13 protein-coding genes are annotated in these 14,143 nt (G+C 60.3%); 7 read left to right on the top strand and 6 right to left on the bottom strand.

The window, feature by feature from the left end; translation table 11 throughout:
* Positions 1–126: 126 nt before the first annotated feature.
* Together SALMUC_RS07050 and SALMUC_RS07045 are read right to left on the bottom strand one after the other, a co-directional pair.
* Positions 127–1,044, bottom strand: coding sequence for an endonuclease/exonuclease/phosphatase family protein (locus tag SALMUC_RS07050; protein ID WP_156883415.1), 918 nt, complete (start codon positions 1,042–1,044; stop codon positions 127–129).
* Positions 1,045–1,085: 41 nt separating this feature from the next.
* Positions 1,086–2,534: a hypothetical protein gene (locus tag SALMUC_RS07045; protein WP_021119975.1), complete on the bottom strand. Its 1,449-nt coding sequence runs from the start codon at positions 2,532–2,534 to the stop codon at positions 1,086–1,088.
* A gap of 89 nt (positions 2,535–2,623) precedes the next feature.
* Here SALMUC_RS07045 and SALMUC_RS07040 point away from each other — a divergent pair, with 89 nt between their 5' ends.
* Positions 2,624–3,061, top strand: coding sequence for a single-stranded DNA-binding protein (locus SALMUC_RS07040; protein ID WP_020038159.1), 438 nt, complete (start codon positions 2,624–2,626; stop codon positions 3,059–3,061).
* A 137-nt stretch (positions 3,062–3,198) separates the two neighbouring features.
* On the opposite strand, the gene SALMUC_RS28075 is transcribed toward SALMUC_RS07040, so the two are convergent.
* Together SALMUC_RS28075 and SALMUC_RS29625 are read right to left on the bottom strand one after the other, a co-directional pair.
* Positions 3,199–3,777: a Ros/MucR family transcriptional regulator gene (locus SALMUC_RS28075; protein ID WP_020038158.1), complete on the bottom strand. Its 579-nt coding sequence runs from the start codon at positions 3,775–3,777 to the stop codon at positions 3,199–3,201.
* Positions 3,778–3,895: 118 nt separating this feature from the next.
* Entirely contained in the window at positions 3,896–4,072 is a 177-nt protein-coding gene (locus tag SALMUC_RS29625) for a hypothetical protein (RefSeq protein WP_021119973.1), read from the bottom strand.
* A 166-nt stretch (positions 4,073–4,238) separates the two neighbouring features.
* Between SALMUC_RS29625 and SALMUC_RS30330 the strand changes: the two genes are divergently transcribed.
* From SALMUC_RS30330 to SALMUC_RS07015, 4 genes are all read left to right on the top strand, one after another.
* Positions 4,239–4,961 carry a response regulator transcription factor gene (locus SALMUC_RS30330; protein ID WP_020038156.1) on the top strand — a complete coding sequence of 241 codons (723 nt, stop codon included), beginning with the start codon at positions 4,239–4,241 and terminating at the stop codon, positions 4,959–4,961.
* Positions 4,962–5,030: 69 nt separating this feature from the next.
* Entirely contained in the window at positions 5,031–6,098 is a 1,068-nt protein-coding gene (locus tag SALMUC_RS07025) for a hypothetical protein (RefSeq protein ID WP_156883411.1), read from the top strand.
* 40 nt (positions 6,099–6,138) lie between these two features.
* Complete coding sequence (locus SALMUC_RS07020) at positions 6,139–6,876, top strand: hypothetical protein (protein WP_020038154.1); 738 nt, start codon at positions 6,139–6,141, stop codon at positions 6,874–6,876.
* Positions 6,877–6,968: 92 nt separating this feature from the next.
* Positions 6,969–7,760, top strand: a complete 792-nt coding sequence (locus SALMUC_RS07015) for a 3-deoxy-manno-octulosonate cytidylyltransferase family protein (protein ID WP_020038153.1) — start codon at positions 6,969–6,971, stop codon at positions 7,758–7,760.
* Positions 7,761–7,786: 26 nt separating this feature from the next.
* On the opposite strand, the gene SALMUC_RS29610 is transcribed toward SALMUC_RS07015, so the two are convergent.
* On the bottom strand, positions 7,787–8,029 hold the full coding sequence (locus SALMUC_RS29610) for a hypothetical protein (protein WP_156883410.1): 243 nt from the start codon (positions 8,027–8,029) through the stop codon (positions 7,787–7,789).
* 131 nt (positions 8,030–8,160) lie between these two features.
* On the bottom strand, positions 8,161–8,508 hold the full coding sequence (locus SALMUC_RS07010) for a hypothetical protein (RefSeq protein ID WP_020038152.1): 348 nt from the start codon (positions 8,506–8,508) through the stop codon (positions 8,161–8,163).
* 164 nt (positions 8,509–8,672) lie between these two features.
* On the opposite strand from SALMUC_RS07010, the gene SALMUC_RS07005 reads away from it, so the two are divergent.
* Both SALMUC_RS07005 and SALMUC_RS07000 read left to right on the top strand, forming a co-directional pair.
* Entirely contained in the window at positions 8,673–11,327 is a 2,655-nt protein-coding gene (locus tag SALMUC_RS07005) for a S8 family serine peptidase (protein ID WP_021119971.1), read from the top strand.
* A 131-nt stretch (positions 11,328–11,458) separates the two neighbouring features.
* Positions 11,459–14,137 (top strand): S8 family serine peptidase, encoded by a 2,679-nt coding sequence (locus SALMUC_RS07000; RefSeq protein WP_021119970.1) that lies wholly within the window; start codon positions 11,459–11,461, stop codon positions 14,135–14,137.
* The last annotated feature ends 6 nt before the right edge of the window (positions 14,138–14,143 follow it).

Below are 14,143 nucleotides of genomic sequence, written 5' to 3'. Positions count from 1 at the left end.
GTTGAAATTCGGGGAAGACCCCGCGTCTCGAATAATGAGCGAGCTGGTTAAGTGGATGTTAAGCTTCTTAAAATAAAAGAGGCGCCACGCAGCGCCTCGATCAGGATCCTCGTTCTGAAAGCAGGATCATTGTACCGGAGCGGCATCCGGGCTGGCGGTGGCCGGCGCATAGAGACCGGACTCCTCGTTCATGTCCGACAGGATCATGTAGACCGGGGCGTGGTCCGAGATCTCGCCGCGGGCGTATTCGTTTGTGTACTCCATCTCCTGGGGGAAGCGGAAAATGCCTGAGCTGACCTCGGCCGAGAGACGGCGCGGGATCCAGATGTTGTCGTAGAGATTGGCGTACTGGCCCTCGTTTGTGGACAGGGTGGTCGCACCGTTCGTGATAACCGGACGCGCGTACCGGGTGAGCGGGAGGAAGGAGTCGTCATCCGGCTCCATGTTGAAATCACCCATGAGAAAGAACTGCTCGTTCGGGAAGGTGTCGCCCAGCCATTCCCAGTAGTCGCTCAGGGCGCGGATCTCGGGGGTGCGGTCCGATTTGCTGTCGCCGTAGAGCACGTGGATGTTGGCCAACATGAACGTGGTGCCGGTCTCGAGTTCGCGGAACCGTGCGCTCAGGGGCTCCCGGGCAAAGACGTCCTGCGCATCGAGGTAGACGAGCGCACTGTCCACAAACTCGACCCGGTTCTTTCTCCAGACGTAGACGTAGTGTTCCTTGTAGCTCCCGCGACCAATGGCATGGGAGGCCATGACGCCCCAGTCCGTCCCGGTGTAGTCTTCGAGTTCATCGACGAGGCGGGTAACCCCGTCTTCTTCCATCGCCTCCTGGATCCCGACCACGTCGAAGTAGCTGAGCACCTCGACGACGGCCGCGAAATCCTTGTTGTCGTCGCGAAGACGCTTGATGTTCCAGGAGGCGATCCGCGTCTCGGCACTGAGTGCGGAGGCGAACGCGATGAGGATCATGAAGGTGACGAGCGGGATGAAAGCGCGGGTGATCTTGTCGATCCCGGCGGGAAGAAGGCTAGGCTTTGTCATGAACAAGTATTAGCTGGCATTGGCTCGCAATGCAAGGATAGTCAGATCATGTATCCTGAAATCCCAACGGATAGCCTGTGCTCTTCCGGGAAGTTTTCGCAAATCTGCCGGAACCGTTCCCCGGGGAGTGCGTGTGCTCCGGTCAGGTGCAGGACAATGGCAACAACCGCGCTGGGCGACCTGGCTCGGCTGGCCGCCTCGCAAAGCCCCCGGACGGGTTCACGATGCAAGCGAATGATGCGGCCAGAGACACGAAATGCTCTCAGGCGTCCGCTCATGAAGAAGTCATGAGCCGGTTGGCCGGTGGTCAGACCTGCAAGAGCGGATTCCATGCCTGGAGCGCAGAATTCACCTCGGTCGCGCATGAGGGCATTAAGCGCCGAATGGTCGGACACCTGGCCATCGGCCCGGCAGTAGATGCCCTTGGCAACAGATCGAATGACGCCTTCCCTGCGAAGGGCCTCGAGGGCGGTCATGATACGCTTGCGGTCGCTGGCTCTGGCAAAATCCGCGAAATCCCCCGCGGTGAAGGCCCAGTCTTCCTGCTTGGACAGCATTCTGTCCCGGATACTGCTCTTCATGTGCCCTCGGGCGACGATACGCTTCCCCTCGGTTCCGCGGGGCGCGATTGAGGAATGACGGGCCTTCGAGCCACTGACGCGCACAAGCTTTCTGCCAGGCTTGGCCCTCCGGCGAAGGCTTCTGGGTTGCGGTAACTCGAATTTCGCAGCCGTGCGCCACCATGCATCGTTGTAGAGGCGAGCTCGTCGCACCAGGGAGAGTGCTCTGGCGGCTTCATGGTAATCCAGTTCGGCGGCCCGTTGCAGCCTCAGGCAGGCTTTCCGGAGTTCCTCGGGCGTCGTTCCACGGAGATCTGCCTGGAGAGCCTCCGCGACCGATATCCATGGCATGTCCTGAAGGGCCGAGAGTCCCTTTTCTATTTCGGTGCGCTCTATGGTCTCGGTGTCGTGGATCTCGATTTCGTTCCCAATGGTGAGATCCATGCTGGTTGCGACATGAGTGGCAGCCTCGGAAGTCATTGCGGATGCGAGCATATCGGGAACCATGAAGGCGGCGCGGGCCAGAGGCGCGAGGGTGGCCTCGCCATCAGCAGCGACACCGGGAATGCTTACCACGTTCCAAGCGCCGCCGAATTCGGATCGAGACAGGTCCTTCAGTGCGCGGCTGTCGCGCTTGTTGTCGGCAGATGGGTCCCAGCGGATGTTCAGGCCACCACGACTGTCGAGGTTTGCCGTTATGATGACGCGGATTTCGGGGCGTTCTCCCCTGTGGGGACGCGAGAGCCACAATGCTTTCAGGTCACGAAGACGGGTGACGTGGCCTGCAAGGGTGGTTTCAAAACCGTCCAGGGCGTCGGTTCCAATGGACTTCGAGGAAGCTCCCCGCATGCTTGCATGAACGGAACGCAGCTGGGTGTTGAACCGGTCCCGAAGGTCAAGACAGAGGTTTGTTTGTTGTCCGGTGATCATTGCGACAGGATATCTGGAAGAACTGGATCTGTTGTTGACTTCTATTCATGTAAGCCCCAAAGTATTTCTTGAAATTTACGGAGGTAAGATTGTCCTACATTAACGACGTCCGCTTGGTCGGGCAACTCGTCGAGGCACCGCAGATCAAGACATCGCGCGCCGGTGCAAAGTACGCCGTCATGCGCATGCAGACTGGTCGGCCTGTCAAACGTGACGGCAAGAAGGTCTGGGTTTTCGTCGAACACCGAGTGATCTGCTTCAAGCAGAATGCGCTGCCGATGATCGAAAGGAAAGGCGAAAAGAACGTTTGGATGAAGGTGCATGGGGAGCTTGGGTACCTCTCCGGCGGTCAATCTGCGCAGATCGTCGTGAACGAAGATCAAGGCAGCGTTGGTCTCATGTTCGCGGACGTCTGGCCCGATCACGAAATCACGGATGAGGAATACGAGCTTGTCGGAGCGGTCGACGGCGCTGGTGGGGATAGCGGTGGAACCAAAACCACCACCGACGATGAAATTCCGTTCTGACGGTGGGGACCAGTTTCAAGAGGGTAAGAGGTCGGCGGTGCCGGCCTCTTTCTTTGGCCGAATGCGCCCAGTATCTGAAACGAAAAGGCCCCGGTCTCCCGGGGCCTTTAAGATAGTTGGCTGCTGCTGACTCGTGTTCAGGCCGTGACGAGTTGCTGCTGGGCCGCCTGCTTCCGCTTGTGCCGACCGAGACCGGTCTTTTTCGCGGCCTTCGATTTCCGCGCAGCGTAGTTCGGCGCGGTCATCGGATAGTCGGACGGCAGGCCCCACTTCATGCGGTATTCGTCGGGCGTCATGCCATGCACCTCGTTAAGATGGCGGCGCATCATGGAAAACTTGCGGCCATTCTCGAGGCAGATGATGCCATCCGGCTGCACGCTTTTCTCGATGGGGACGGCCGGGTTGCCGGGGGCCCTCTCGCCTTTCCACGCGGTTGCCTCGGCGGCCGGCATTTCGTCGATGACCTGTTCGGCGGGATCCGTCTGATCTTCTTGCTCTGCCGGTTCCGGATCGGACTCCGGCAATTCGGTCATGCCCATGACGGCATGAAAATCCAGCGCCATCTTGGCAATGGCGCGAGCCGACATGGGCGAGCCGGCACGTTCATGCGCAGCGGCTTTCGCGGCCACGAGGCCGCAGATCTGTTCGTTCAGTGCATCGTTGATGGTCGTGGCTGCGACCTCGGCATGCATATCGTTCGCCTGGAAATCCTTCATGGAAACCTCTTTTTGCCCCTTGTGCAGGGAGGTTTATAAAGAATTAATTACGATAGGTCAAGCTGATTTTTGCACCGTGTGAATCTCACTGAATAGTGGCAAGGATCTTCATCCTTGCCTAGAGCATCTCTCCGGTCACTGTCTTTCTGCCCACGTCGACTGAGCCGAAGGTCTTCTTGACCCCGTCGACGTCTTCGTTCCAGCTTTCTTTCAATTCACCCTGGGCCAGTTGCTTCCCATCGGTTCCAGGTACGGCAACCGTCGATATCTGGTTCGCAGGTATTTTCGTGGTCATGGTGACACCCCTTTTGTGCAGGTGCAACCTATGGCGAAAAGATGTATCTGGGGTTTTCGTAAGCGTTGACCCGTTCGGTCCTGTATGACAGGCGGACGTTCCGGGGAGGAAACATGTCCCAGGGTGCTGCATTGAGTCGGCGAGGTGAGCGGTCAGGAGGTACGGAATGGAACAGGGGAAGCCTGGCGACGAACAAACGCCGGCATTTATCCTCGTTCTCGAGGATCATCCGGGACTTTCGGCGTCGATTGTCGCGTCCTTGCGCTCGTTCGGGGGGTGGACCGCAAACGCATGTCCGACCATTGCAGCATTGCAAGAGAAGGTGTCTTCTGACGGGATCCCTCCCTTAATCATAAGCGCCCAGGTCCTTCCGGATGGGACCGTCGAAGATGTTCTCGACGACATCGGCGTGGCGGCAGGCGGGACTCAGCTTCTGGCGCTTCTCAACGCTGATAGCGAATTCGACGAGGAGAGGCTGCGTCGGTCAGGGGTCGCGAACTACTTCGTGAAGCCGTTCAATCCGCGCCAGATGATCGAAAAGGTGGCCGAGCTCCTCGGTGAGTTGAGTCCGTTTTCCTCGTTTCGGTCATCGGACGTGCTTTTCATGGATGGAGACAGGAACCTTTCCGTCAGGGGGGCAGGCGGGCGTGTGCGCTTGACCCCGAAAGAAGCCGGACTTCTGGAGGCCCTCCTCGAAAATGCTGGGAAGATCGTGTCGAGGGAATTTCTTTATGAAAGTTTGTATGGTCGGAAGCCCGAGTACGAGGACCGGTCGGCAGACCAGGTCGTTGCCTCCCTGCGATCCAAACTTCGACGAAATCCATTCTCCCGCTCCGTCAACATCGAGACGGTCAGGGGAAGAGGATACCGAATGTTGCTGATCGGGTGATCGGCCCGATTTCCTTGGTATTAACAAGCAATTCCCACCTTGCGGGCAGTCACGCATCAGGTGGGAATTGTGTCAGGTCTCGGAGAGGACATCGAGAAGGTTTTCGGAAGTCGCCCAGCGAGTGGGGCTCAGCGTGAGGCTCTGAAGAGAAGCTTCCACTCGGTACATGATGTCCCTGTCTTGGAGGCGGTGGACGTCCTTGTGTCCGTCGGGTTCCCATCTCTCGCTTCAAGGGAGAAGGCACTCATTGAGTGCCTGACCCAGCGGGTATCCGAAACGATGACAGGCAACGAGTTCCATTCGCCGGCCCATGCCTTTCACGTGGCGATGATCGCAGCGTTGTTCAGCCGACGCATGAGCCGCTTCAGGGACCCTGACCGCGCCAGCATCCTGCTTACCATTGCCGGGTTGGGGCACGATCTGGACCATCCCGGGGCAGGTGCCGCCGATTTCGGGGAGTTCGACATAGAGAAGCGCTCGGCCGACATGACAGCCGAGATGATGCTGGCGCATGGCATGTGCATCGAGGAATGCCATTTTGTTCGGAGGGTCATCGTCTCCAGCCTTGCGCGCTTACGCCAACCGATCATGCGGCTCATGGATGTCATCGAACTCGAAGCCTCCGTTGCCGAAAACGATGTTCGGTTGCCCTCGGTCCTTCCACCGTGTTTTGCCCGTGATCCGGAAGGAATTGCGGGCGCGGCGGTCCTCTCCGACGCCGACCTGTTCTTCTCGATGGGCGTCGACTTCGAGACGACGAGGGAGCTCTCGAGGAGGCTTCTGAGGGAGCAGTGCCCACAGGCCGCCGGAGCGACCGAGGCACAAACGGCGTCTTCCTTTATCGCGGGAGTGTCCTGCGGAAATTTTGCCACCGCCCCGGGGGCGGAATACCTTGATACCTTGCGTGGGATCGCGATCCGCGCAGACAGCGGAACCGACGTCGGAAAGGCCGAGCTTCCTCCTAGGGACATCGCGCTTTCCGTTGCCGGTCGAGAGTGCCCGAACTGGAGAGAGGAGGCCCGGCATTCCGGCAGAAGCCACTTCGTTGATCACCGGGGGCTGGAGATAGTGCGCGGAAGATCTGGCGCGTGGTTCGCCCGTGGGCCAGGGGATCCCTGCTTGCGGATGGTGCGATGATGCGTACCTGGCGATGGAATGATCGAAGGAATGGGGGGCGATGAAGATTTTTCCGGTCGTGGTCGTGCTTTGCATGTTGGCAGGGCCCAATTCTCTAGGCGCTCAGCTCTTGCAATACGAGCCCGGGGGAGGAGCTTCGCGCACATCGGACCCACGGCGCGATGGAGGGTACAAGCGTGAGCTGTACCTGGATGGTGACCGTGCCGACCTTCCATCGGACCTCTCGCATGCCAAGTGGGCCCGCACCAAGCTCCCGTTCTTCAAGTCAATGGATGCGGATGGCGACACGGTCCTCAGCGAGTACGATCTGCGAAGGGTCCCACTGCAGGAGGCGAGGTCCTGGAGCGCGGTCACCGTAGAGGAGATCTTCACCTTCTGGCGCCCGAATGTAGACGATCATTTTCAGGATCTGGGCGACCGAATCCTGGAGCGCTCGGAGGGGCACTTCTATCTGGAAGAAGCCGCGGGTGATGCTCTCGACGATATTGACGGCGCGATCCGAAAGCTTGGTCTGGACGATCATGATCTCGGGTCCGTCTTTGTCTCCGCTCATGCCGGCGAAGTTATCGAGAAGGTTCGCGAAGGACTTGTCGGACCGAAGGCTCGCAAATGGTTCGAGTTCAGGGTCCCGTTCACTCTTCAGGTCGCGCGAGGGGATGATGTCAGCGAATTCCCCATGGTCGCCCACGTCATGGGGATGCTCGCCTTTCCAAGGTACGAAGAAGACAGTCGAATGGTGCTGTGGCGGATCGCCGTGAGCCGGCCGGACGCGCAGTGACCCAGCTCGTTGCCAAGGACCGCGTTGCCGGCAATTAACCGTGTCTGAAATTCTGTCCGGTATCGAGTTCGAACTTAGAATGGAGAGTTCGAATGAAGACGATGATCGTGATCCCTGCGCGCTATGCATCGAGCCGCTTCCCGGGAAAACCCCTATCTCCGATCCGGGGCGCGACGGGCGTCGCGAAGAGCCTGATCGAACGGACGTGGCGTGCGGCGATGGCTGTTCAGGGCGTGGACCGGGTCGTCGTTGCCACGGATGACGACAGGATCCTGGAGGAGTGCCGGCGCATTGGTGCGAATGCGATGATGACGCCGACGGACTGTGAAAATGGCACCGAGCGCTGTGCCTACGTCGCGAAACATTTCCCTGAATACGATCTGTTCGTGAACTTCCAGGGAGATGCTCCGCTGACGCCGCCGGCATTCTGCCACGCGCTCATTGATGCATTCTCGGACGAGTACGTCGATGTCGCCACACCGGCTCTCCGTTGCAGCCTCGAGGCGCTCGGGAAGCTGAAAGCCGACCGCGCCGAAGGACGTGTCGGCGGCACGACCGTGGTATTCGACCATGACGGGGACGCCCTGTACTTTTCCAAGGAAGTCATCCCGTACACGGCCGGCGAACCTGACCCTTCAGCGGAGGTGCCGGTGTTTCACCATGTCGGCCTTTACGGGTATCGGCGTGCGGCTCTGACTCGCTACGCGTCAACGATCCAAGGCACCCTGGAAGCCCATGAAGGGCTCGAGCAACTGCGTTTCCTGGAGGGCGGACAATCGATCCGGTGCGTCCAGATCGAGTCGGAAGAAGCGTTCTGGGAGCTGAACAATCCGACCGACACCGGGATCATAGAAACGGTCCTTGCGGATCGCGGCGTCGAGTGAATTCCCGACGTCATCCATCCGGAGGATCAGCGTGGTGCCATTGGTGACGCAGGCGTTGGTTCCTTCGGATCCTCTGCAGGTTCAAGCAGGTCTCCGGGCTCAACGATGGTGTCCATCCAGGCCCATGAGCCGTTCCAGAACTCTGCGACGTACCATTGGGTCCCGTCACCAGGAACAGGTCGGTCGAGCATCACGAGACTGCCATCCCGGTGACGAAAAACCATGTCTGGTTCCAGTTCGTCGCGATGTTCAAACCAATCCTGCCGCATTCCAGTCTCCGTGTGGCACGCGGGACAGATAGTCTTGTCCGTGCATTTCACCTGCCTTGCAGGACCAATCGGCACCTGCAAGGCAGGTAGGTAGCAGGGGCTGCCGCGTGCGGCGCTTCGCTTCGTCCTCGTCAGGTAACGGTGGCGCCAGGCGCTGGCGGAATATCCAGGGCCGCAGCCGCCTTACGGAGTTGCTGTACTTGCTTGGCATAGACGGCCTGGCGGCGGCGTTGGACCTTTTGCTCGTACGTTTCTTCGGGGACCTCGGGCTCGGGGTCGTGCTCGGGCGTCCACATGGCGCAGAGTGAATTCGGTGTCATCTCGAAGGTGATCTCGCCCTCGATGTCACGTTTCTTCCGGATATCCGCCTCGATGCTGTGAAGCTTGGCGGCTATGTCGTTCGCGGTCCCGCCGTCGATCACCTCATCCAGGTCAAGGTACTGACGGTCGGTCGGGTTGAAGTCTTCGATGCCTGGCAAAGCGGCGTCCTTCTTTTCGTGTGTAGGTGGCTGATATTCCTTCTATTCTTGCGTGTCAATGAATTAGTTGAAACCTATTCTTAACATGTGCGTTTGTGGCGGCTTCTTTCTTTCGGAAATCTTTACCTCCACGTGCACTTGGTTAAGAATAGGAGGATCCTGCCATGAACACCACGTTCGACACACATGGAAACGACACCGCCCGGCCGGATGCGCCGGCGTTCGCGGAAGACGAGCCGAACCACGGCGCGTCCTGGCACCTTTATGACGCTCCGGGGGTCAACATCGAAGGGGCCTGGGAGCACTACTCCGGGGAAGGTGTCCTGATCAGCTTCATGGACAACGGTTTCAAGTATGACGCACCCGAGCTGAGCGGAAACTACCGGGCTGACCTGTCCTTCGATCATGCGGAGGATGATGGTGACATCTACCCGGGAAGCGGGGAGTTCTGGCATGGCACCATGGTGAGCCAGGTGGCAGTCGGCGGCGACAACGAAATCGGTGGCATCGGGATCTCCTACAATGCCGAGTGGTCCGGTCAGCGGGTGGACTTCGCCGCCAACGAAGGTCTGGAAGAGGCCTTCGCGGAAGGCGCCATGAACGCCGATGTCTTCAACAACTCCTGGAGCTTCCTGGATGCCTATGGTGGCAGCTACCAATCACCTTACTACGAAACCCGGTACGGTGACGTTGTCGATGACGCGACGCAGCAGGGCCGAGACGGGCTCGGGACAGTGATCGTGATCTCCGCCGGGAATGACGGTTCGCCGGACGGAGCAAATGCGCCAACCCACAGCCTGAAAGTCGACCCCGGGACGATTGTCGTCGGGAACTACGATGCCACCGACGAGATCAACGCCTCCAGCGGGCGCGGTGCGAACCTGCTTGTCAGTGCTCCTGGGACCGGTCTGCCGGTGCAGGACGGCGACCAGACAAAGTACGGCACGGGGACCTCCATTTCTGCGCCGGTCGTCTCCGGGGTTTCCGCCCTTATGCTGGAGGCCAACGAGGATCTCGGTTGGCGGGATGTGCAGGACATCATCGCGTTGTCGGCCCGCTACATAGACAGCGATCACGACAGCTGGGAGACCAATGGTGCCGGAAACTGGAACGGCGGGGGGATGACCTTCAGCAACGACTACGGGTTCGGTGCCATCGATGCCACGGCTGCGACAAGCCTGGCACGCAACTGGCTCGACGTCGGGACGACGGCATCGCAGCGGTCCGCCAGTGGCTCCTTCGCTCCCGGGGGCGCCCAGACCGGATCACAGTTCACGGTCGATGTGTCGGACGACATCGATATCCAGCACACGCTCATCGAGATGAGCTGGGAAAGCACCTCCTGGGAGGACGTCGTTCTGAAACTGACGTCACCGAACGGGACAGAGTCGGTCATTGTCGAGGGCCGCAGCTATGGCTCGGATTCCATGGTCTTCGAGTTCGGCAGCAATGCCTTCTGGTCGGAAGGCTCCGCAGGAACTTGGACCGTGGACGTCGTGCACCAGGACACCGGGGACCCCTTGGATGTCGAGGTCAGCAACATCGAGATGACCTTCCTCGGAGACGAGACATCGCAGAATGACCAGTACTTCTTCACCGAGGATTTCGCCGCAATGGTCGCCGAGGATGCCTCGAGAGGAACTCTGAATGATGCCTCCGGCCTGAAGGACATCGTGAACACCTCCGCCTCGTCGGACAACAACCAGATCGACATCCGGAACGGGGCCGCCAGCACGATCTCCGGTGGCGAGCTCACCGTTGAAGGCGGCATCGAGCATATCATCGCGGGGGCCGGCAATGACGGTCTCGACGGAAACGGGCAGGCGAACACCATCTTTGCGGATTTCGGCGACGACACGATCAACGGGAACGGTGGAGGAGACTACATCGTCGCTGCTCGCGGCGATGACAACATCTACGGCGGCTCCGGGAATGACCGGATCGTCGCCGGATACGGAAATGACTATGTTCATGGAGATTCCGGCAATGACACCATTCTTGGCGGTGATGGTTTCGACCAACTCAATGGTGGTAGCGGTGACGACCTGATTTTCGGATGGCAGGGCATCGACTCGATCAATGGTGGGAACGGGGGCGACCGGATTTTCGGCGGCCGCGGCAATGACGGGATTTCCGGGTGGGACGGACATGACCGCATCTGGGGAGATTCCGGAGCGGACCATCTCCAAGGCGCGCTGGGCAACGACTCCCTCGATGGCGGAACGGGAAATGACACTCTGCTCGGGCAGGAGGGGAATGACAGGCTGGACGGCGGGACCGGCCAGGACTCGATGTCGGGTGGCACCGGGAATGACGTCTACGTGGTCGACGATGAGGGGGACCAGGTCATCGAACAAGCCGGAGAGGGCAACGATGCGATGTATATCCTGGGGTCAGGATCCTTCGATGTCGGCGACCATGTCGAGACCGGCCGCCTGTTCGACTCCGCAGGCAACGCCGAACTCCATGGCGGGCTGGGAGACAACTCGATCTGGGGGAATGATTACGACAACGTCCTGAGCGGCGGTGTCGGCAGCGACACGCTCCGCGGCGGCGGGGGTGCGGATACCTTCGAATTCACGGATGCATCGGGAGAGACCGACTACATCGTCGATTTCGAGACCGGGATCGACGACATCGACCTGGACGCGATCCTCGCAGATACGGCGACCGATCCATGGGAGTCCTCCGACATCTGGCTGACCGAGGCCGACGGTAACGTCGAAGTATGGATGTCCGCTGACGCCTATGAAGGAGATGTCTCCGGTGACGTGAACGTCGCGATCCTGACCGGGATCTCGCTCTCCGGCATCCAGTAGAGCGACTTCGTGCTCTGACGTGACCACACCCTTGGGGAGGCAGATGTCTCCCCAAGGGTGTGGTGCCGCGTAAACCATGATTGCACCTTTGCCCGGTAGGGTATCTGAACCACCATAGAAAGTGTTCAGACGTGCCTGCATCGACGACTTCAGCGACCCCTGACGCCACCGCGACCGAGACATTCTGGGAAGACGAGCCCTACTTCGACAATGCCTGGCACCTGTCGCATGCGACCGGCATCAACATCACGGCCGCCTGGGAACACTACTCGGGCGACGGGGTCCTGATCAGCCTGCTCGATAGCGGTTTCGATCACTCCGACCCCGAGCTTTCGCCCAACTACCGGCCCGAACTCTCCTATGATCATCACGAGGGAGACAACGAGATCTTTCCCGGCGGGCCCGGTCTGCATCACGGAACGATGACGGCCCTCGTTGCGGCCGGCGCCCGGAATGGAGAGGGCGGCCTCGGTGTTGCCTTCGGGTCCGACTGGGCCGGGCAGAAGGTCAGGTTCGGGGACAGTGACGGCATCGAGCAAGCCTTTCGCGAAGGGGCCCTGAACTCGGATGTATTTAACAACTCATGGGGGTTCGACGGCGCCTACGGCGGGTCCTACGAGTCCCGTTTTTATGCGGAGAACTATGAAAACATCATCGACCAGGCACTGATGGAAGGGCGCGATGGTCTCGGGACGGTCATCGTGTTCGCGGCCGGGAACAACTACGATCCCGACGGCAGTACCATGCCGACGCACAGCATGAAGGTCGATGAAGGCACCATCGCCGTCGGCAACTACATGCAGGGTGGCGCGATGGCGCCAAGCAGCTCGCAGGGCGCCGGCATTCTTGTCAGCGCGCCGGGGACAAATGTGGTCATCCAGCACGACGGGCGCGTGGTGGCCGGTGGAGGCACATCCGCGGCGGCTCCGGTGACCTCGGGGGTCGCGGCTCTGATGCTCGAGGCCAATCCGGATCTCGGGTGGCGCGACGTCCAGGAGATCCTCGCCCTGTCGTCTCGATATCTGCACAGCGACCGGGAAGGTTGGGAAACCAACGGTGGTGGCACCTGGAACGGCGGCGGGATGACCTTCAGCAACTCCTACGGGTTCGGGGGCGTGGATGCCGGCGCGGCGACAGCCTTGGCCCGGAACTGGCTCGAGCAGGGTGTCTCCGGGAACCAGGTTGAGGTCACCGGAGCATCAGCTGGCGGCTACGGAAACCAGGTTGAGACCGACGTGGCAAAGGAAATCGACATCCAGCACGTCCGGATCACCATCGACTGGGCAAGTGCCGGGTCTCCGGAAGGGCTTCAGGTCGGCAACGCGGACGTCGCTTACAAGCTGGTGTCTCCGGATGGCACGGAGTCGGTTTTCCTGTCCGGCCAGAGCAGCTCCGGCGTCGATCAGTTCGACTACTACACCAATGCGTTCTGGTCGGAGAGTTCCGCCGGCACCTGGACGGTGAAAGCTGTCGACATGGAGACCGGGGACGAGGTCAACGTGCCCGCGGAGTCCGTGAGTCTCACCTTCATGGGGGACGAGACCAGTACAAGTGACCAGTACTTCTACACCGCCGACTTCCGGAAAATGTTGGCCGAGGACGCTTCCAGGGGACGTCTGTCCGATACCGTGGGTTCGGACGACATCATCAATGCGGCCGCCAGTCCGCATCCGAATGTCATCAGCCTTCGGGACGGTTACGATTCCAGGATTTCCGGTGGCACCCTGAGCATCGAGGGTGGCATCGAGCACATCATCGCGGGGCAGGGCGACGATGCTCTTTTCGGGAACGAGGCGGCCAACACGATCTTCGCCGACTTCGGAGATGACCGGGTTCTGGGCGGCGCCGGCGATGACTACCTGGTCGGTGGCGGTGGTGACGATTACCTGCAAGGCGGCTCGGGGGACGACCGCATCGTCGGTCAGGATGGACATGACGCGGCCGTTGGTGGCAGGGGCGCCGACACGATCCTTGGCGGAGACGGAAACGACACGATCAACGGTGACGATGGCGACGATCTGCTCTTTGGGTGGGTCGGAGACGATCTCATCCGTGGGCAGGACGGCAATGACCGCGTGCTTGGAAACCAGGGCAACGACACGCTTCTCGGGAATGCTGGCAACGACAGGCTCTGGGGACGCACCGGACACGACGAGATCTCGGGCGGCGCGGACGATGACATGATTTCCAGCGGCGGAGGTCACGACACGATCAGTGGTGGGGCCGGCAACGACCGGTTGGATGGCGGCACATGGGCCGACAGGATGGCCGGTGGTGCCGGTGATGATGTCTATGTCGTCGACAACGAGCGCGATGTCGTCGTCGAGAGGACAGGTGAAGGCAACGACGCGATCTATTTCGTCGGCTGTGGAAGTCACCTGGTGTCGGAGAATGTTGAGACGGGCCGCCTGATGAACATGGCAGGGAAGTCCGATCTGCAGGGAAGTTCCGATGACAACTCGCTCTGGGGGAACGCCTTCGACAACGTCCTGGATGGCGGCGCAGGAAGCGACACCATGGCAGGCGGTGGAGGGGAAGACCGGTTCGTTTTCGCGGACACATCGGGCGAGATCGATTTCGTGACCGACTTCACGCCGGGAGAGGACGTCCTGGACATCGCAGACCTGTTGGCCGGATCTGGTGTCGGCGCCTGGGAAGCTGGCGACGTTATTCTACGGCAGTCGAACGACCACGTCGTGGTATCCTTGTCACCAGAAGCGTTCGCCGGGGAGGCCGCCGAGAATGTCGACGTTGTCTTCCTGAGTGACTTGCAGGTTTCGGACCTTGCGCAAGATGACTTTATTCTATAATTCAGC

The sequence above is a fragment of the Salipiger mucosus DSM 16094 genome, from assembly GCF_000442255.1.
GTDB classification, from domain to species: domain Bacteria; phylum Pseudomonadota; class Alphaproteobacteria; order Rhodobacterales; family Rhodobacteraceae; genus Salipiger; species Salipiger mucosus.
This window is presented reverse-complemented; position numbering and strand designations above follow the sequence as displayed.